A 16,206-nucleotide genomic window follows, 5' to 3' on the forward strand; every position below is an offset into this window, starting at 1 on the left:
AAAGGTTATACTGCCTTTAGAGTTATTTTTTACAAATAGCTGTGAGTTTTACAGAGTATACTGTACTTGATTAATATACATCTATATGCTAATATTAATAAAGTAATATAAGAAATAAATGCACCCATAGCTCAATGGATAGAGTGCCAGACTTCGAATCTGGGCGTTGGGGGTTCGAGTCCCTCTGGGTGCACCAATTATATCTGTTAAAATACCAGCTATTAAAATTTTAGCTGGTATTTTTTATTAATAAGTAATAATGAATAATTAATAAGTATTTAAGTTAATTTTATAGGATTTTAAAGATTTATTATCTATTTATGAAATTTATAATTAATAAAAATATTAAAAATATATTTGTTATTAAAATAATATTTTGAAGTATAAAATTTGAAAAGTTACGATAATAGTAGTAGAAAATATGAATAACAATTTATTTGATTGTAAAGAATAATTCAAGGAGGTGGTTTAATGCAAATTAGTCAAAAAGAAAGAATGCTTTTAGAAGAACAGAGAAATCAAGAAGAAATATGTGTTAAAAAATATCAAAATTATGCAAATCAAGCACAAGACCCGCAATTAAAACAGTTATTTAATAAAATTGCAACTGAAGAACAGCATCATTATGATATTATTAATCAAATACTTAATGGGCAACAACCTAATTTAAGTCATGCACAGATAAATCAGCAAGTTATGTTTCAACAAGCTCAGGTACAGCAAATGAATTCAGAAAATGTTATGAGCAATCAAAAAGACAAAGTTTTATGTAACGATTTGCTATCTACTGAAAAATATGTATCAGGAACATATGATACTGTAATATTCGAATGTGTAAATCCAACTATTAGACAAGCACTTCAACATATACAGCAAGATGAACAACAGCATGGAAAAGAACTTTTTGATTATATGAATAGCCATGGAATGTATAATGTTAAATAAATTTCTAGCAATTGATTTGATTTTATAGTTAAGTTTTTAAAATATCATCCTATAGATAGATTAAAGTAAATCTTTCTATAGGATATTTTATTGTTAATGTTTTTTATTCAAAATAGGTAAAAAGAGTGTGTTTAAAAATAAATTTATAGTAAATAGTTTTAAAAATAATCTTAGAGATTGAAAAGTGTCTGAATATTTTATATAATTAAAATGCAAGGGTTGTGAAAGATATAATGCCTTGTTTCTAAGTGAGTGATTTATCCATTACTTATTTCTTAGAAACATTTCGGCATGGGGATGTGCACTTTGCAAAGGTGTATGCTTACCTATGTCGATTTATTTTTGAAAAAAATAAATTGGACGGTGTGAAAAGTGAGAGAAATACATGTATTTAAAATAAGAGATGTTGTCAAAGAAATGTGTATGAGTTCAAATTATAATTTGGGTGTTGATGTAATTAATGCTTTAAAAAAAGCTAAAGAATTGGAAGAATCACCTGTAGGTAAAGACATATTAGAAAATCTAATAAAAAATGCAGAAATAGCTAAAAATGATAAAGTGCCTATGTGTCAAGATACTGGAATGGCTGTTATTTTTGTTGAAATAGGTCAAGATGTCAAATTAATAGGTGGTAATATAACAGATGCCATAAATGAAGGAGTAAGGCAGGGGTATAAGGAAGGTTATTTAAGAAAATCTGTTGTTAAAGACCCTTTGATAAGAAAGAATACAGGGGATAATACTCCAGCGATAATTTATTATGATATTGTAGCTGGAGATAGGGTGAAGATTACTGTAGCACCTAAAGGGTTTGGTAGTGAAAATATGAGCAGAACAAAAATGCTTAAACCTTCTGATGGAATAAAAGGTGTTGAAGATTTTGTAATTAAAACTGTATCTGAAGCAGGACCTAATCCTTGTCCTCCAATAGTAGTAGGTGTAGGTATAGGAGGGACTTTGGATAAGGCTGCTTATATGGCAAAGAAAGCTCTGCTTAGACCAGTTGGAGAACATAATAAATTAGAACATATAAGAAAAATGGAAGAAAATTTATTGAAAAAAATAAATGATTTAGGAATTGGACCTCAAGGATTAGGAGGAAGGACGACTGCTTTAGCTGTAAATATTGAAGTGTTTGCTACTCATATAGCAGGATTGCCAGTTGCAGTAAATATTAACTGTCATGCTTCAAGGCATGAAGAAAGGATTATTTGAAAAGAATTTTAATTCAAAAAAGATTTTGATTTATTAGAGGAAAGGAAGATAATTTCAAATGTCTGATAAAATAAAAAGGATTACTACTCCTTTGACAAAAGAAAAAGTAGAAAGTTTAAAAGCCGGAGATACTGTTTATCTCAGTGGAATAATATATACAGGTAGAGATGCAGCACATCAAAGACTTGTAGATGCAATAGAAAATGGAAATAGACTTCCTTTTGATTTAAAGGATCAAGTGATATATTATGTAGGACCTGCTCCAGCTAGACCCGGAAAAGTGATAGGTTCAGCTGGTCCTACTACCAGCTATAGAATGGACGATTTGACAGTACCGTTACTTAATTTAGGACTTAGTGGGATGATTGGAAAAGGCAGCAGAAGCAAAAAAGTTATAGATGGAATGATAAAAAATAAAGCAGTTTACTTTGCAGCTATTGGGGGAGCAGGAGCTTTAATAGCTGATTGTATTAAAGAAAGTGAGATTATAGCATATGAAGATTTAGGACCGGAGGCTATAAGAAGACTTAAAGTAGAAAATTTTCCGGTTGTAGTAGTAATAGATAGTAAAGGAAATAATTTATATGAAACTGAAAGAAAAAAATATGAAAGAAAGTAAAGGTGATAGTTAATGATTGATTATAATAAACTGGCTTTAGAGTTACATAAAGAGAAAAAAGGAAAAATATCGGTAGTGAGCAAAGTAAAGGTTGAAAATAAAGAACAATTGTCAACTGCATATACTCCAGGGGTTGCAGAACCATGTAGAGTAATTAGTAAAGATAAAAATGCAGTATATGATTATACTTCAAAATCAAATTTGGTAGCAGTTGTAAGTGATGGTACAGCAGTCCTTGGATTAGGTGATATAGGAGCTACTGCATCAATACCTGTCATGGAAGGTAAAGCTGTACTCTTTAAAAGCTTTGCAGATATAGATGCTTTTCCAATTTGTCTTGATACAAGGGATGTAGATGAAATAGTAAGAACAGTAAAACTTTTGGAACCTGTATTTGGAGGTATAAATCTTGAGGATATAGCATCTCCAAGATGTTTTGAAATAGAAGAAAAACTTAAGAAAATATTAGATATACCTGTATTTCATGATGACCAGCATGGTACAGCTATTGTTGTAGCAGCAGGACTTATAAATTCATTAAAACTTACTAATAAGAAAATAGAAGAAATAGAGATAGTTGTTAATGGAGCAGGAGCTGCTGGGATAGCAATAACAAAGCTTTTATTAAAACTTGGAGTAGGAAATATAGTTTTATGTGATAAAAAAGGAGTAATTAATGAAGATTATGAAGAAGCAAATTGGGCTAAAAGAGAAATGGCAAAAATAACTAATAAAAATAAAGAAAGAGGAACATTGAAAGATGTAATAAAAGGAAAGGATGTATTTATTGGAGTATCTGCTCCTAATATAGTTACTAGAGAAATGATAGAAAGCATGGCAGATAAGGCTATTGTATTTGCTATGGCAAATCCTATACCAGAAATAATGCCAGATGAAGCAAAACTTGGTGGAGCTTTTATTGTTGGAACTGGAAGGTCAGATTTTCCAAATCAAGTTAATAACGTATTAGCTTTTCCGGGAATATTTAGAGGTGCTTTAGATGTCCGAGCTTCAGATATAAATGAAGAAATGAAGATTGCAGCTGCCTATGCAATAGCTAATACTATTTCAGATGATGAATTGACAGTAGATAATATTTTACCAAAACCATTTGATAAGAGAGTAGTAAAAAATGTTGCTGAAGCTGTAAAAAACGCAGCAAAAAAAACAGGTGTTAGTAGAATATAATAAAAAATAAAGATATAAATTGCACAATAAAACGCAAATTTTAATATTAAAATGGTGTTTTATTGTGCATTTTTTTAAATATAAATTTGCTAAACTTATATAAAAAATAAGTTATTAGATTAAGATTTATAATACGATATATAAATTATTAAAATAGAATTATTTTTTATAAAAAAGAGAGATGATAGGCATATGAAAAAATTTTTTTTTATTATAATTTTGATAAATTTATTAATTAAACCATATAATGCCTTTGCTGATATAAATGAAACAATAGTTATAGGAGGAGATAATTATTTTCCTCCATTTGAATATGTAGATGAAAATGGAGTTTATAAAGGATTTAATGTAGATATAATGAGGGCTATAGCTATTGAAATGGGTATAGATGTAGAATTAAAACCAATGCCTTGGTTTCAAGTAATACTTGCACTCAATGAAAAAAAGATAGATGCAATACAAGGTATGAAATATTCAAAGATAAGAAATTATATTTATGATTTTTCAGAACCTTATATAGTTACTTCTCAAGCTATATTTGTTCATATTGACAATAAGTGTATTGTAGATTTACAAGACCTTTATGGGAAAAAAGTTGCTGTACAGAAAAATGATATTGCATTAGATATGCTTAAGAATATTCAAAATATAGATATTATAGAAACTGAAAATCAAGAAAATGCTTTAGATAGATTATTAAAAGGCAAAGTAGATGCATATGTAGGTAATAAACTAACTGGATTATATATAATACAAAAGAAAGGATATGCAAAGAATATAAAAATAGTGGGAGAAGAAATTAATCCTCAAAAATATTGTTTTGCAGTAAATAAAGGTGATAAAAAGATACTTGAAATATTTAATGAAGGTTTACACAGAATAAAGAAAAATGGGACTTATGATAAAATATATAAAAAGTGGTTTGGGGAAATGGTATATCCTACTTATAGATATATTAGAAAAATTATTTGTATATCTATAGCAGTTTTTTTAGTACTAATACTTTTTATGTTATTATTTTACAGATGGAATTATATTTTAAAAAAGGAAGTAGAAAAAAGAACTCAGCAAATAAGAGAAAAGTCAGTATTTATGGAACAAATAATAAATAGCATTTTTAGTGGATTGATTACTATTAATAAAGAAGGGGTTATTTTATCGGCTAATATAAAAGCACTACTGTACTTAGATTGTTCTAAGGAAGCATTAGTAAATAAGTATTTTTATGAAACTAAAATAAAAGAATATTTTCATCAAGATGATTTTTATGAGGTGCTGAAAACGGGAGAAGAAAAAATTAATATTGAAAAAGAATTAAATATTAAAGGAAAAAAGAGGATATTTGAATATAATGTGTATCCTATTATAAATACTAAAAAAGAGATTTGCAGTATAACTCTTACTTTTAAAGATGTTACAAATGAAAAAATTATGCAAGAGAAGATAATAATGAAAGATAAGTTAGAATCTTTAGGAAGATTGGTGGCGGGTATAGCTCATGAGATAAGAAATCCTTTAACAGCTATAAAAACTTATATACAGCTTATCCCATATAAATATAATAATCCTGATTTTAGACAGAAGATTTCAGAAGATGTTCCTACGGAAATAGAAAGATTAGATTCAATAATTGCAAATTTGTTAGAGTATGCAAAGCCCAAAAAGCCAAATAAAGAGTTAATAAATGTCAAAGATACAATAGATAGTATATTGAGGATTTTTGAAAAACATATAGAGGATAAAGGTATAAAGTTATATGTTGATATTAAGGAAAACGTTTTTATAAATACGGATAAACAGCATTTTAAACAAATAATTATTAATCTTTTATTAAATTCTATACAAGCATTAGAAAATAGGAAAAATGCTGTTATTGAGATATATGCAAAGAATGGAGATTTATTTTCAGAAATATTTATTAAAGATAATGGATGTGGAATATCTAAAGAAGATATGAAAAGGATTTTTGAACCATTTTTTACTACAAAGAACAAAGGTAGTGGTCTTGGTTTAGCATTATGTTATCAGCTTATTAAGGAAAATGGTGGAGATGTTTTTATTGATAGCGAGATAGGAGAGGGTACGGAAATAAAAATATCATTGCCAAAAGCCTTTTTATTCACCCAAAAAAATTGATTTTACTTTACAACAAATGAGGTGTATAGTATGAATAAGTTATTAATAATAGATGATGAAAACTCTATATGTTCATCTTTAAAATTTGTATTTGAAGATGATTATGATGTCTACACTGCTACAAATATTTTTGAAGTAAAAAAATGTATAGAAAAAATAAATTTTGATTTAGTTTTATTAGATTTGAAATTTGGAGATATAGATGGAATAGATATATTAAATATGATAAAAAACATACAAAATGAAGCTGTTGTAATAATAATGACAGCATATGGAACAATTGAATCTTCAATCAAGGCTATAAAAACAGGTGCTTATGATTATATATCGAAACCTTTAGATTTGGAAAAATTAAAGGTTTTGTTAAAAAAGGCACTTGAAAATAAAATTTTAAATGATAGGATAAGATATTTGGAAGAAGAAATAGAAAATATTTATGGAAAGAATGGAATAATAGGAAAATCTAAAGTTATGAAAGATATATTTCATTTAATAGATAAAATTAAAGATATAGATGTTAACATATTGATAGAAGGGTCAAGTGGAACAGGAAAAGAGCTTATTGCAAGAGCTATTCATTTTCGAGGTATAAGAAAATGTGGGAGATTTGAAGTAATCAATTGTGGAGCAATACCTGCTAACTTAATTGAGAGTGAATTGTTTGGTTATGAAAAAGGAGCTTTTACAGGAGCTAATCAAAGGAGAAAAGGGAGATTTGAACTTGCACATGAAGGAACTATCTTTTTAGATGAAATAGGCGAGTTAGATATTAATCTTCAAGTAAAACTTCTTAGAGCTATTCAGGAAAAAGAAATTTTTCCATTAGGTGCTGAAAGTAGTAAGAAAATAGATGTTAGAATTATATCAGCTACAAATAAAGAGCTTAAAGAAGAAGTTAAAAAAGGAAAATTTAGAGAAGATTTATATTTTAGATTAAATGTGGTATCTATTAAATTACCCGATTTAAAAGATAGAAAAGAAGATATTCCGCTGTTAATAGAACATTTTATTAAAAAATATGCAAAAAAAATTGGAAAGAAAATTAAAGGAGTTACAAGAGATGTTTTAGAAATACTAGAAAATTATGATTATCCAGGAAATATAAGAGAGTTGGAAAATATAATTGAGAGAGCAATAGCCCTTACGGATAATGAATACATTGATACTGTTGATCTTCCAGTTGATTTGATAAAACAATGTAGGGTTTATGATTATTTTAATAATTTTAATATTATTCCTGTAAAGATAGGACAAAAGTTGGAAAATATAGAAAAAGAGGTTATATTAAGGACATTAAGAGCTATGGAAAATAATAAGAAGAAAACAGCTGAAGTATTAGGCATAAGTGAAAGAAGTCTTAGATATAAATTGAAAAAATATAATGAATACAATTAGGAAAAAAATGCAGCCCCTGCAAAATTTGCAGGGTATTTTTTGTATAAAAATACGTAAAAAATGTTTTTTATATAAATAAAATTTTTAAAATATATGCTGAAAATAAAGTAATTTAGAGATTTACAAAAAAATATTTGAAAATTCAATAAATTTGGAATGATATTTGCAATTTATAAAATTAAGTTTTGAAAATTATTTATGACAATAGGAGGGGAAAAAAGTGTTTAAGAAAATATTTGTTTTGATTATTACTTTAATACTTATAGTTTTTTCTTTTGCAGGATGTGCTAAGGAAGCAGATAATCAGAGTGGAAATAATTCAGGGAAAAAATTTGTTACTATTGTTACAGGTTCTACAGGTGGAACTTATTATCCTGTAGGAACTATACTTGCAACGTTGTGGAATGAAAAATTAGCAGATATGGGTATTGCAGCATCAGCACAATCATCTGGTGGTTCTGTTGAAAATCTTAATATGCTTAAGAATGGGGAAGCTGAATTAGGTATAGCGATGGCAAATTTAACATTATTTGCATATAAAGGTGAACAGAGATTTAAAGATAATAAGTTTGAAAAAGTTAGATTCGTTACTGCATTGTGGCCAGATGTAACCCAATTTGTAGTTACAGAGGCATCAGGAATTAATTCTATTAAAGATATAAAAGGTAAGAGATTTAATGTGGGAGGAGCAGGTTCTGGAACAGAATATAGTACAAAAATGATTCTCGAAAATGTAGGAGGAATAACTTTTAATGATATTAAACCTGAACATTTAGGATATTTTGAAGCTTCAAGTGCTATGCAAAATGGACAGTTAGATGGTATGAATGCAGAAGGTGGACTACCTACTTCAGCAGTTTCAGAAATATTTGCAAGTAAAACAGCAGTAAAATTGTTGGAATTTAGTGATGAAGATTATAAAAAGCTTCATGAAGCTGCACCATATTATGGGCAGTTCAAAGTACCTGCAGGTCTTTATTCTAATCAGAATAAAGAGATAAAGACAGTAGGTGTAAAATCAGCTTTGATTTGTAGTGCCGATTTAGATGAAGAATTAGTTTATAATTTAGTAAAGACAATGTATGAAAATTATGAGGAAATTGTTGGTTCTCATAAGGCTTTAGAATTTGTAAGTTTAGATGAAGCTGTTAAAGGTTTACCACCTGTGCCAATTCATCCGGGAGCAGTAAAATTTTATAAAGAAAAGGGAATAGAAATTCCTGAGGAATTGTTGCCATAAAAAAACCCGATCAATATACTGATCGGGTTAAAATAAATTTTTTAAATTGGTGGTGATGGAGATTGATAAAAAATAAAGAAAAGAATAAATCAAAAACTAATTCAAGTGTTGAAAGGAAATTTTACGGTAAAGTTGCAATATATGTTACTTTTTTAGCAGTATTTACTTCACTACTCCATATATGGATGAATAGTATGAGTTTGATGATAGCAATAAAGAGAAATGCAATACATCTAGGATTTATGTTATCACTAACTTTTTTAATGTATCCAGCTTCAAAGAAATCTCCAAAAGATAAACCTTCAGTATTTGATTGGATTTTGAGCATTGCAGGTTTATCAGTTGGATTATATATTTTTTTAACATATGATAATTTAGTTGAACGTTCATTGATACCTAACAGATTAGATTATATATTTTCTGTATTGGCAATTATATTAATACTTGAAGCAGCAAGGAGAGCTGTTGGAATTATATTGCCGATTTTATCAATATGTTTTATTATTTATGCTAAATTTGGATATCTTTTTCCGGGTATGTTTGCTCATAGAGGTTTTTCTTGGGCAAGAATACTTACTAGAATGTATTTGACAGATGAAGGAATATTTGGAGTTACTCTTATGGTTTCAGCATCTTATGTGTTTATGTTTATACTTTTTGGTTCTTTTTTAAATAAGTCTGGAACTGCTAAATTTTTTAATGATTTTGCACTTGCTTTAGCAGGTAGATTAAGAGGAGGACCTGCACAAGTTGCAGTTATGGCGAGTGGACTTATGGGAACTATAAGTGGAAGTGCGCAGGCAAATGTTGCAACTACAGGAAGTTTTACAATACCTCTTATGAAAGAAGTAGGATATGAACCAAAATTTGCAGGAGCAGTTGAAGCCGCTGCATCAACTGGCGGAATATTAATGCCTCCAATCATGGGAGCTGCTTCATTTATGATGGCATCTTTTCTTGGAATACCTTATATAAAAGTAATGTATGCTGGAATTATTCCTGCACTTTTCTATTATTTTGCAATATTTATTATGGTAGATTTTGAGGCAAAGAAAATTGGGCTTAGGGGTATGAAGGCAGACGAATTGCCAAATCTTAAGTCGGTATTGAAAAAAGAAGGTCATTTGGTAATACCTATAATAGTTATATTAATATTATTGATAAAAGGATTAACACCTCTTTTTGCAGCATTTTTTGGTTTGATAGCTGTAATTTTGACAAGTTCTTTGAGAAAATCTACTAGAATGAATTTGAAAAAATTCATTGAAGCTCTTGAGGAAGGAGCTAAAACAGCTGTTTCAGTAGCGATTGCATGTGCTGTTGTAGGATTTATAGTTGGTGTTGTTGCTATGACAGGACTTGGACAGGTAGTAGCTTTAAATATTATAAAACTTTCATTAGGTAAGTTATGGTTAGCGTTGTTATTGGTAATGATTGCATCTATCTTTTTAGGGATGGGACTCCCAGCAACTGCTTGTTATATAATAACTGCTAGCATTGCAGCACCTGCTTTAATCAGAATGGGAGTTAAGCCTTTGGCAGCACATTTTTTTGCGTTTTATTATGGAACTTTATCGGCTGTAGTGCCTCCAGTAGCATTGACATCATATACGGCAGCAGGAATAGCGGGTGCAAAGCCTATAGAAGTTGCAGTAACTGGTTTTAAACTAGCTTTTGCAGGGATAATAATTCCTTTTATGTTTGTTTATTCTCCTATGCTGCTTATGATAGATATTTCATTGGGAAAATTGATACTAGCTATTATAACTGGAATATTAGGTATAATTTGTCTTGGCTCTGCAGCAGAAAATTACTTTATACTTAAGTTAAATATTCTTGAAAGAGTTTTTGCTTTTTCAGCAGCAATATTATTAGTAAAACCGGGAAGTATTACGGATGGAATAGGATTATTATTAATGATTATATTTATTTTATGTAATGTTATTAGGAATAAAAAATACAATAAGATAGCAGAAGGAAGTAATTAATTATTTAAAAAAACGATTTAACCACTAGTAGCGATAATATATAACAAATATAAATTGCACAATAAAACGCAAATTTTAACGTTAAAATGGTGTTTTATTGTGCATTTTTATTTTAGTAAATTAAATGAGGTATAATGAATAAAAATAATATAGTTTGTTTGGGGGTGTGGCATGAAAAGGCTTGTAATTGTTTGTTTAGGTAGTAATACAGGTTATGAAATTAAAAGTCAGATAAATAAAATAATTGGTGATAAGGTAACTATTAATGTGGTACTTATTTCTGAATTGACTAAAGCAGATATAAAATGTGATTTAGTTATATTTACAAGTGAGTATGTAGCTGAGTTAGGATTAAAGTATATCAAAGAAAATATATCGTATTTGATAGCAAAAAGGGTAATTAATCATAAAAATATAGAGAAATTAATTTCTTTGAAAAATGGAACAGAAGTTTTACTTGTTAATGATGGAGAAATTTCAGCTTTAGAGGCTATTGAACAATTAAGAAGTATTGGACTTGATCATGTGAAATATTTTCCTTATTATCCAGGGTGTTCAGAGTATCCTAGATTAGAAATAGCAGTTACTCCTGGAGAAGTTTTACATATTCCTAAATTTATAAGAACTACAATAAATATTGGTTCTAGAATACTTGATATAAAGACTATATATGAAATTATTTCCAAACTTAAAATAAAAGATGTATTGGGACAAAGTTTAGTTACAGAGTACATAAAAGATATAGTTGAGATTTCAAGAGCTATAGAATCAAATCGCAGATCGGTGATAGAATCTCAAAAACTTTTAGAAACGATTTTAAACAGTGTAGAATCTGGAATTGCTTATACTGATAAAGATGGAAGAATTATAAGTGTTAATTTAAAGTTTGAATCTATTTTTGGAAAAAAGAGAAAAGATTTATTGAATAAAAAAATTACATTTTTTTTAAATTCAATAGATATTTTTTCTGATGAAAATAAATCGATTATCTTAGAAGTATCTGGTAAAGAAGTTTTAATTGATATTAATTTGGTAAATTATGAAGAAAAATGCGGATACCTCATAACTGTAAATTATACTGATAAAATATCAAAGCTCGATCATAAGATTAGAAGGAATTATGAAAGAAAGTTAACAAAAAAATTACATACTTTCAAAGATTATTTAACAATAAATAAAAGTGTAAAGGAAATGATAAAAAGAGCTGAAAGATTTTCAAAAACTGATTCAACTATACTTATACAAGGAGAAAATGGAACTGGTAAGGAAATATTAGCTCAAGCAATACATATGAATTCTTACAGAAGGAGAAATGTATTTATTCCAATAAATATAACAGCTATTGCACCAAGTCTTCTTGAAAGTGAACTTTTTGGTTATGAAGAAGGTGCTTTTACCGGTGCTAAAAAAGGAGGAAAACCAGGTATTTTTGAGATTGCAAGTGGAGGTACAGTATTTATAGATGAAATAGGTGATGCACCCTTAAATTTTCAGGTTAAATTACTTAGGGTTCTTGAAGAAAAGAGAATAAGAAGAGTAGGTGCTTTAGATGAAATACCTATCGATGTGCGAATAATTGCTGCTACAAATAAAAATTTGTTAAAGCTTATCAATGAGGGAAAATTTAGAGAAGATCTTTTTTTTAGACTAAATATTTTGCCATTAAAAACTATTCCTTTAAGAAATAGGAAAGAAGATATTAGATATTTACTTATACATTTTGCAAATATTAGTTTTGGAAGTGGTAAAATAAATTCACTAAAAGATATATTAGAAGATGAAACAATAGAATTTCTTGAAAATTACAGGTGGAGAGGAAATGTACGTGAACTTATAAATCTCGTTGAGTATTTATCTTTTGTTTATGAGAATAAAAAGATTAGTCTTTCGTCTTTGCCTTATTATATGTTAGAAAATGAAATAGATACTCAAAATATAACTTTAGATGAAAATGAGTTATGGGTTCTAAAAGAGATTGAAAAAAATGGGGATTTTGGTATAGGAAGAAATTCTTTGTCAAGGATTTCAAAAAAACATGGTATAGACCTTGGTGAAGGTAAAATTAGGAGTATAATAAAAAAAATGAAAGAAAGAGGTTTGATTATTCAAAAAAATGGAAAGAGAGGATGTGTTATTACCCAAAAGGGGATATGGACATTGGAATTTTATAAATAATTGGATATTATTATCCATGTTTAGGATAGAAATAGCCTATAAAAAATATTAGGCTATTTTTTATTGAAATAAATAATACTTTGAGAAAAGATTGATTATTAAGAAAATACAGAAAACATCTAGTTTTTAATTTAAAAAATATATTTTGCTTTAAATGAGAATTTTGGTATAGAATTTGCTTTCAAAATAAATTGATGTATTAAAACGAAAAATTAAATTATTAGATAGGAGGATTTATATGAATAATAAACAAAGAGAAAAGAAAAAGCCTACATTTGGACAAGCTATTACACCAATTGTTTTTATGGTGTTATCACTGGCGATTGGGTATGGATATTTCAAATTTAGAACAGAGCCACTACTTGTAATTTCAGCTTTTGTTGCTGGAATCATTGCTATGAATCTGGGATATACTTGGAATGATTTACAAGAGGCAATTATTGAAAAAATTGCTAAAGCACTTCCAGCTACGCTAATTTTATGGAGTGTAGGTTTTCTAATAGGTTCTTGGATGTTTTCTGGAACAGTACCTATGATAATATATTATGGAGTTCAGATAGTAAATCCTAGATTTCTTCTTGTTACTGCATTTATTATAACAGCTATAGTTTCAACTGTTACTGGAACATCATGGGGATCTGCTGGTACTATTGGTGTTGCTCTTATGGGTATAGCAGGAGGACTTGGAGTATCACTTCCTGCTACAGCTGGTGCAGTAGTAGCTGGTGCATATTTTGGAGATAAAATATCTCCTCTTTCAGATACAACTAATTTAGCTCCAATAGCAGCAGGTAGTGAATTATATGAACATATAAAACATATGTTTTATACAACAATTCCTGCTACAATTGTATCTCTTATAGTATATTTAATTGTGGGGTTGGGAGCTTCAGGAAACATGAATACTCCTGAAACTGTTAATACAATGTTAAGTCAACTCAATAGTATGTTTAATTGGAATATTTTACTTTTATTACCGGTAATAATTATTGTTATTGGGTCTTTAAAGAAATGGCCGACAATTCCTACAATGCTTGGAACAAGTCTATTTTCGGTATGTCTTGGTGTATTTGTTCAAGGATTTACTTTTAAGGATGGATTTATGGCTTTAATAAAAGGATTTGATGTATCTATGACAGGTTTTGATGGAGAAGTAATTTGGGAAGTTACTAGACTTATTAATAGGGGTGGTGTAGTATCTGTTACAGGAACAACAGTATTAATATTCTGTGCTATGGGATTTGCTGGTATAGTGAGTAAGTCAGGAATGCTTGATGTTGTACTTAATACTATTATGGCAAGAGTTAAGTCAACAACTGGGATAATTATATCTACTATTGCATCTTGTTTTACTGTAGCCTTTGTAACAGGAAGTTCTTATTTATCAATATTGATACCAGGAGAACTTTTTAAAGAAGTATATATAAAAAGAAATCTTCATCCTAAAAATCTTTCAAGGACATTAGAAGATTCAGGAACAGTTTTAGTTCCACTAATACCTTGGTCTGCTGCTGGAGCTTATATGACTGCTACATTAGGAGTACCTACACTTGAATATCTTCCTTGGGCAGTTTTAAACTATATGGGTATTGTATTTGCTATGATTCTTGCTTTTACTGGTATTGGAATTGCAAAGATTGATAGCAAAGAGCAGGAAAATAAAACAATTTAGTAAAGGAGAGAATTGATATGATTTTAATAAAAAATATAGAAATATATGCTCCAGAATATATGGGAATAAAAGATGTATTTATTAGCGGTTCAAAAATATGTTTCATTGAAAACAGTATTGAGATATTTAATGATAGGATTATTGTGATAGATGGAAGCAATCTAAAAATGGTTCCGGGATTTATTGATCAACATGTACATATTACTGGTGGAGGTGGAGAAGGAAGTTTTAAGACTAGAGTTCCTGAAATAACTTTATCAAAACTTATTAGTGCAGGAATTACAACAGTTGTTGGATTATTAGGAACTGATGGAATTACGAGAAGTGTTGAGAATTTAGTAGCAAAGGCCAAAGCGTTAAAAGAAGAGGGGATTACTGTTTATGTTCTTACGGGTTCTTATGAGTATCCTACAATAACTCTAACAGGTTCAGTTAAAAAAGATATTATATTTATTGAGGAAGTAATTGGTGCTAAGGTTGCTCTTTCAGATCATAGATCTGCAAGTATTACTAATGATGAGTTGGCTAGGTTAGTTTCAGATGTGAGAGTTGCTGGAATGCTTTCTGGCAAGGCTGGTATAGTTGTTGTTCATATGGGGAATGGTGAAAGAGGGTTGAAGCCTATAATAGAAGTATTAACTACAACTGATATACCTATTAGGACTATACGACCAACTCATGTTAACAGAAAGAAGAGTCTTTTAATGGAAGGTTTTGAATTTATTAAACAAGGTGGTATTATTGATTTAACATGTGGGATATATGAAAAACTCAGTCCAAAAGCGGTTATAAAAATGGCAAAAGAATCTGGATTACCTCTTGAGAATATAACTATTAGTTCTGATGGATATGGAAGCTGGTCTAATTATGATGAAAAAGGAAATATAGTAGAGATTGGAGTTTCTCAAGTTAGTAGTTTATATAATGAGTTTATTGCTATGGTAAAAGAATTTGAATTTGATATTGAGGAAGCACTTAAATTTTTTACTTCAAATATTGCTAAGGCTCTGAATATATATCCACAAAAGGGAACCGTAAAAGAGAATTCTGATGCTGATATTATTTTGATAGATGATAATCTCAAGATAAGAACTGTTATTGCAAAAGGAAAGCTTATGATACATGAGGGAAAAATATTAGTGAAAGGTACATATGAATAAAATTTTGTAATATATGAAAAATTAATTAACTTTGGTTTTGCAAAATAAAAAGTTAAATATGTCAGCAACTTCAAGTTTTAAGAGATAATAATATCATTAAATTTATTGGTAGAGGAGTATATAAAAAATTATGAAATTAAGTCATTTTATTTTTTTATCTGATGAAGGACACACATATCAGCCTAATTTTACTTCGATGCTTTTAGAGATTGAAAATTTACAAGTGATAGGTATTTCTTCGGGAATAGATGCAGAACATGCATTTAGAAATTTGTTAAAAGAAAATAATTATTTAAAAGAAACAAGTTTTGAAAATATATTTTGTTATAAGTTAGATAATGATTATGAGAATTCTAGAAGAGAGTTTTGTATATCTGAATATGTATAATTTATAAAAAAATACAAGGGAATTAAAACCCTTGCATTTTTTTATAATTTTTTATTAAAGAAAAGTTGTCTTTAAAAAATTAGAG

General features: G+C 28.7%; 13 protein-coding genes and 1 tRNA gene. All 14 read left to right on the top strand.

The features are described from left to right. The first annotated feature begins 120 nt into the window (after positions 1-120). The 14 genes from BUA90_RS04885 (at position 121) to BUA90_RS04950 (ending at position 16,121) form a co-directional block, all read left to right on the top strand. Positions 121-196: transfer RNA gene (locus tag BUA90_RS04885), tRNA-Arg, on the top strand. 275 nt (positions 197-471) lie between these two features. Next, a complete protein-coding gene (locus tag BUA90_RS04890; RefSeq protein ID WP_072966278.1) occupies positions 472-945 on the top strand; it encodes a spore coat protein in 474 nt (157 codons plus the stop codon). A gap of 372 nt (positions 946-1,317) precedes the next feature. Then, on the top strand, positions 1,318-2,160 hold the full coding sequence (locus BUA90_RS04895; protein ID WP_072966279.1) for a fumarate hydratase: 843 nt from the start codon (positions 1,318-1,320) through the stop codon (positions 2,158-2,160). A 70-nt stretch (positions 2,161-2,230) separates the two neighbouring features. After that, positions 2,231-2,779 carry a Fe-S-containing hydro-lyase gene (locus BUA90_RS04900; RefSeq protein ID WP_334292690.1) on the top strand — a complete coding sequence of 183 codons (549 nt, stop codon included), beginning with the start codon at positions 2,231-2,233 and terminating at the stop codon, positions 2,777-2,779. Positions 2,780-2,791: 12 nt separating this feature from the next. Beyond that, positions 2,792-3,967, top strand: coding sequence for an NAD(P)-dependent malic enzyme (locus BUA90_RS04905; RefSeq protein WP_094756739.1), 1,176 nt, complete (start codon positions 2,792-2,794; stop codon positions 3,965-3,967). A gap of 192 nt (positions 3,968-4,159) precedes the next feature. Beyond that, positions 4,160-6,103: a transporter substrate-binding domain-containing protein gene (locus BUA90_RS04910; RefSeq protein ID WP_072966281.1), complete on the top strand. Its 1,944-nt coding sequence runs from the start codon at positions 4,160-4,162 to the stop codon at positions 6,101-6,103. A gap of 30 nt (positions 6,104-6,133) precedes the next feature. Then, a complete protein-coding gene (locus BUA90_RS04915; protein WP_072966282.1) occupies positions 6,134-7,498 on the top strand; it encodes a sigma-54-dependent transcriptional regulator in 1,365 nt (454 codons plus the stop codon). A 220-nt stretch (positions 7,499-7,718) separates the two neighbouring features. Beyond that, positions 7,719-8,738 (top strand): TAXI family TRAP transporter solute-binding subunit, encoded by a 1,020-nt coding sequence (locus BUA90_RS04920; RefSeq protein ID WP_072966283.1) that lies wholly within the window; start codon positions 7,719-7,721, stop codon positions 8,736-8,738. Positions 8,739-8,800: 62 nt separating this feature from the next. Next, a complete protein-coding gene (locus BUA90_RS04925) occupies positions 8,801-10,726 on the top strand; it encodes a TRAP transporter permease (RefSeq protein ID WP_200793489.1) in 1,926 nt (641 codons plus the stop codon). A 171-nt stretch (positions 10,727-10,897) separates the two neighbouring features. Then, positions 10,898-12,901, top strand: coding sequence for a sigma-54 interaction domain-containing protein (locus BUA90_RS04930; protein ID WP_072966284.1), 2,004 nt, complete (start codon positions 10,898-10,900; stop codon positions 12,899-12,901). A 238-nt stretch (positions 12,902-13,139) separates the two neighbouring features. Then, positions 13,140-14,573, top strand: coding sequence for a Na+/H+ antiporter NhaC (gene nhaC / locus BUA90_RS04935; RefSeq protein WP_072966285.1), 1,434 nt, complete (start codon positions 13,140-13,142; stop codon positions 14,571-14,573). A 17-nt stretch (positions 14,574-14,590) separates the two neighbouring features. Beyond that, a complete protein-coding gene (gene iadA, locus BUA90_RS04940; RefSeq protein WP_072966286.1) occupies positions 14,591-15,733 on the top strand; it encodes a beta-aspartyl-peptidase in 1,143 nt (380 codons plus the stop codon). Between the two features lie 56 nt (positions 15,734-15,789). Then, complete coding sequence (locus BUA90_RS12820; RefSeq protein WP_072966446.1) at positions 15,790-15,867, top strand: hypothetical protein; 78 nt, start codon at positions 15,790-15,792, stop codon at positions 15,865-15,867. Beyond that, positions 15,864-16,121: a hypothetical protein gene (locus BUA90_RS04950; RefSeq protein ID WP_072966287.1), complete on the top strand. Its 258-nt coding sequence runs from the start codon at positions 15,864-15,866 to the stop codon at positions 16,119-16,121. Before BUA90_RS12820 ends, BUA90_RS04950 begins: the two co-directional genes overlap by 4 nt. The last annotated feature ends 85 nt before the right edge of the window (positions 16,122-16,206 follow it).

Origin of the sequence: Caminicella sporogenes DSM 14501 (assembly GCF_900142285.1) — a bacterium.
Classification (GTDB): domain Bacteria; phylum Bacillota; class Clostridia; order Peptostreptococcales; family Caminicellaceae; genus Caminicella; species Caminicella sporogenes.

Coding starts and splice junctions, on each gene's coding strand:
- BUA90_RS04910 (WP_072966281.1), top strand. CDS start 4,160: ATGAAAAAATTTTTTTTTATTATAATTTTGATAAATTTATTAATTAAA.
- BUA90_RS04890 (WP_072966278.1), top strand. CDS start 472: ATGCAAATTAGTCAAAAAGAAAGAATGCTTTTAGAAGAACAGAGAAAT.
- BUA90_RS04905 (WP_094756739.1), top strand. CDS start 2,792: ATGATTGATTATAATAAACTGGCTTTAGAGTTACATAAAGAGAAAAAA.
- BUA90_RS04915 (WP_072966282.1), top strand. CDS start 6,134: ATGAATAAGTTATTAATAATAGATGATGAAAACTCTATATGTTCATCT.
- nhaC (WP_072966285.1), top strand. CDS start 13,140: ATGAATAATAAACAAAGAGAAAAGAAAAAGCCTACATTTGGACAAGCT.
- iadA (WP_072966286.1), top strand. CDS start 14,591: ATGATTTTAATAAAAAATATAGAAATATATGCTCCAGAATATATGGGA.
- BUA90_RS04930 (WP_072966284.1), top strand. CDS start 10,898: ATGAAAAGGCTTGTAATTGTTTGTTTAGGTAGTAATACAGGTTATGAA.
- BUA90_RS04950 (WP_072966287.1), top strand. CDS start 15,864: ATGAAATTAAGTCATTTTATTTTTTTATCTGATGAAGGACACACATAT.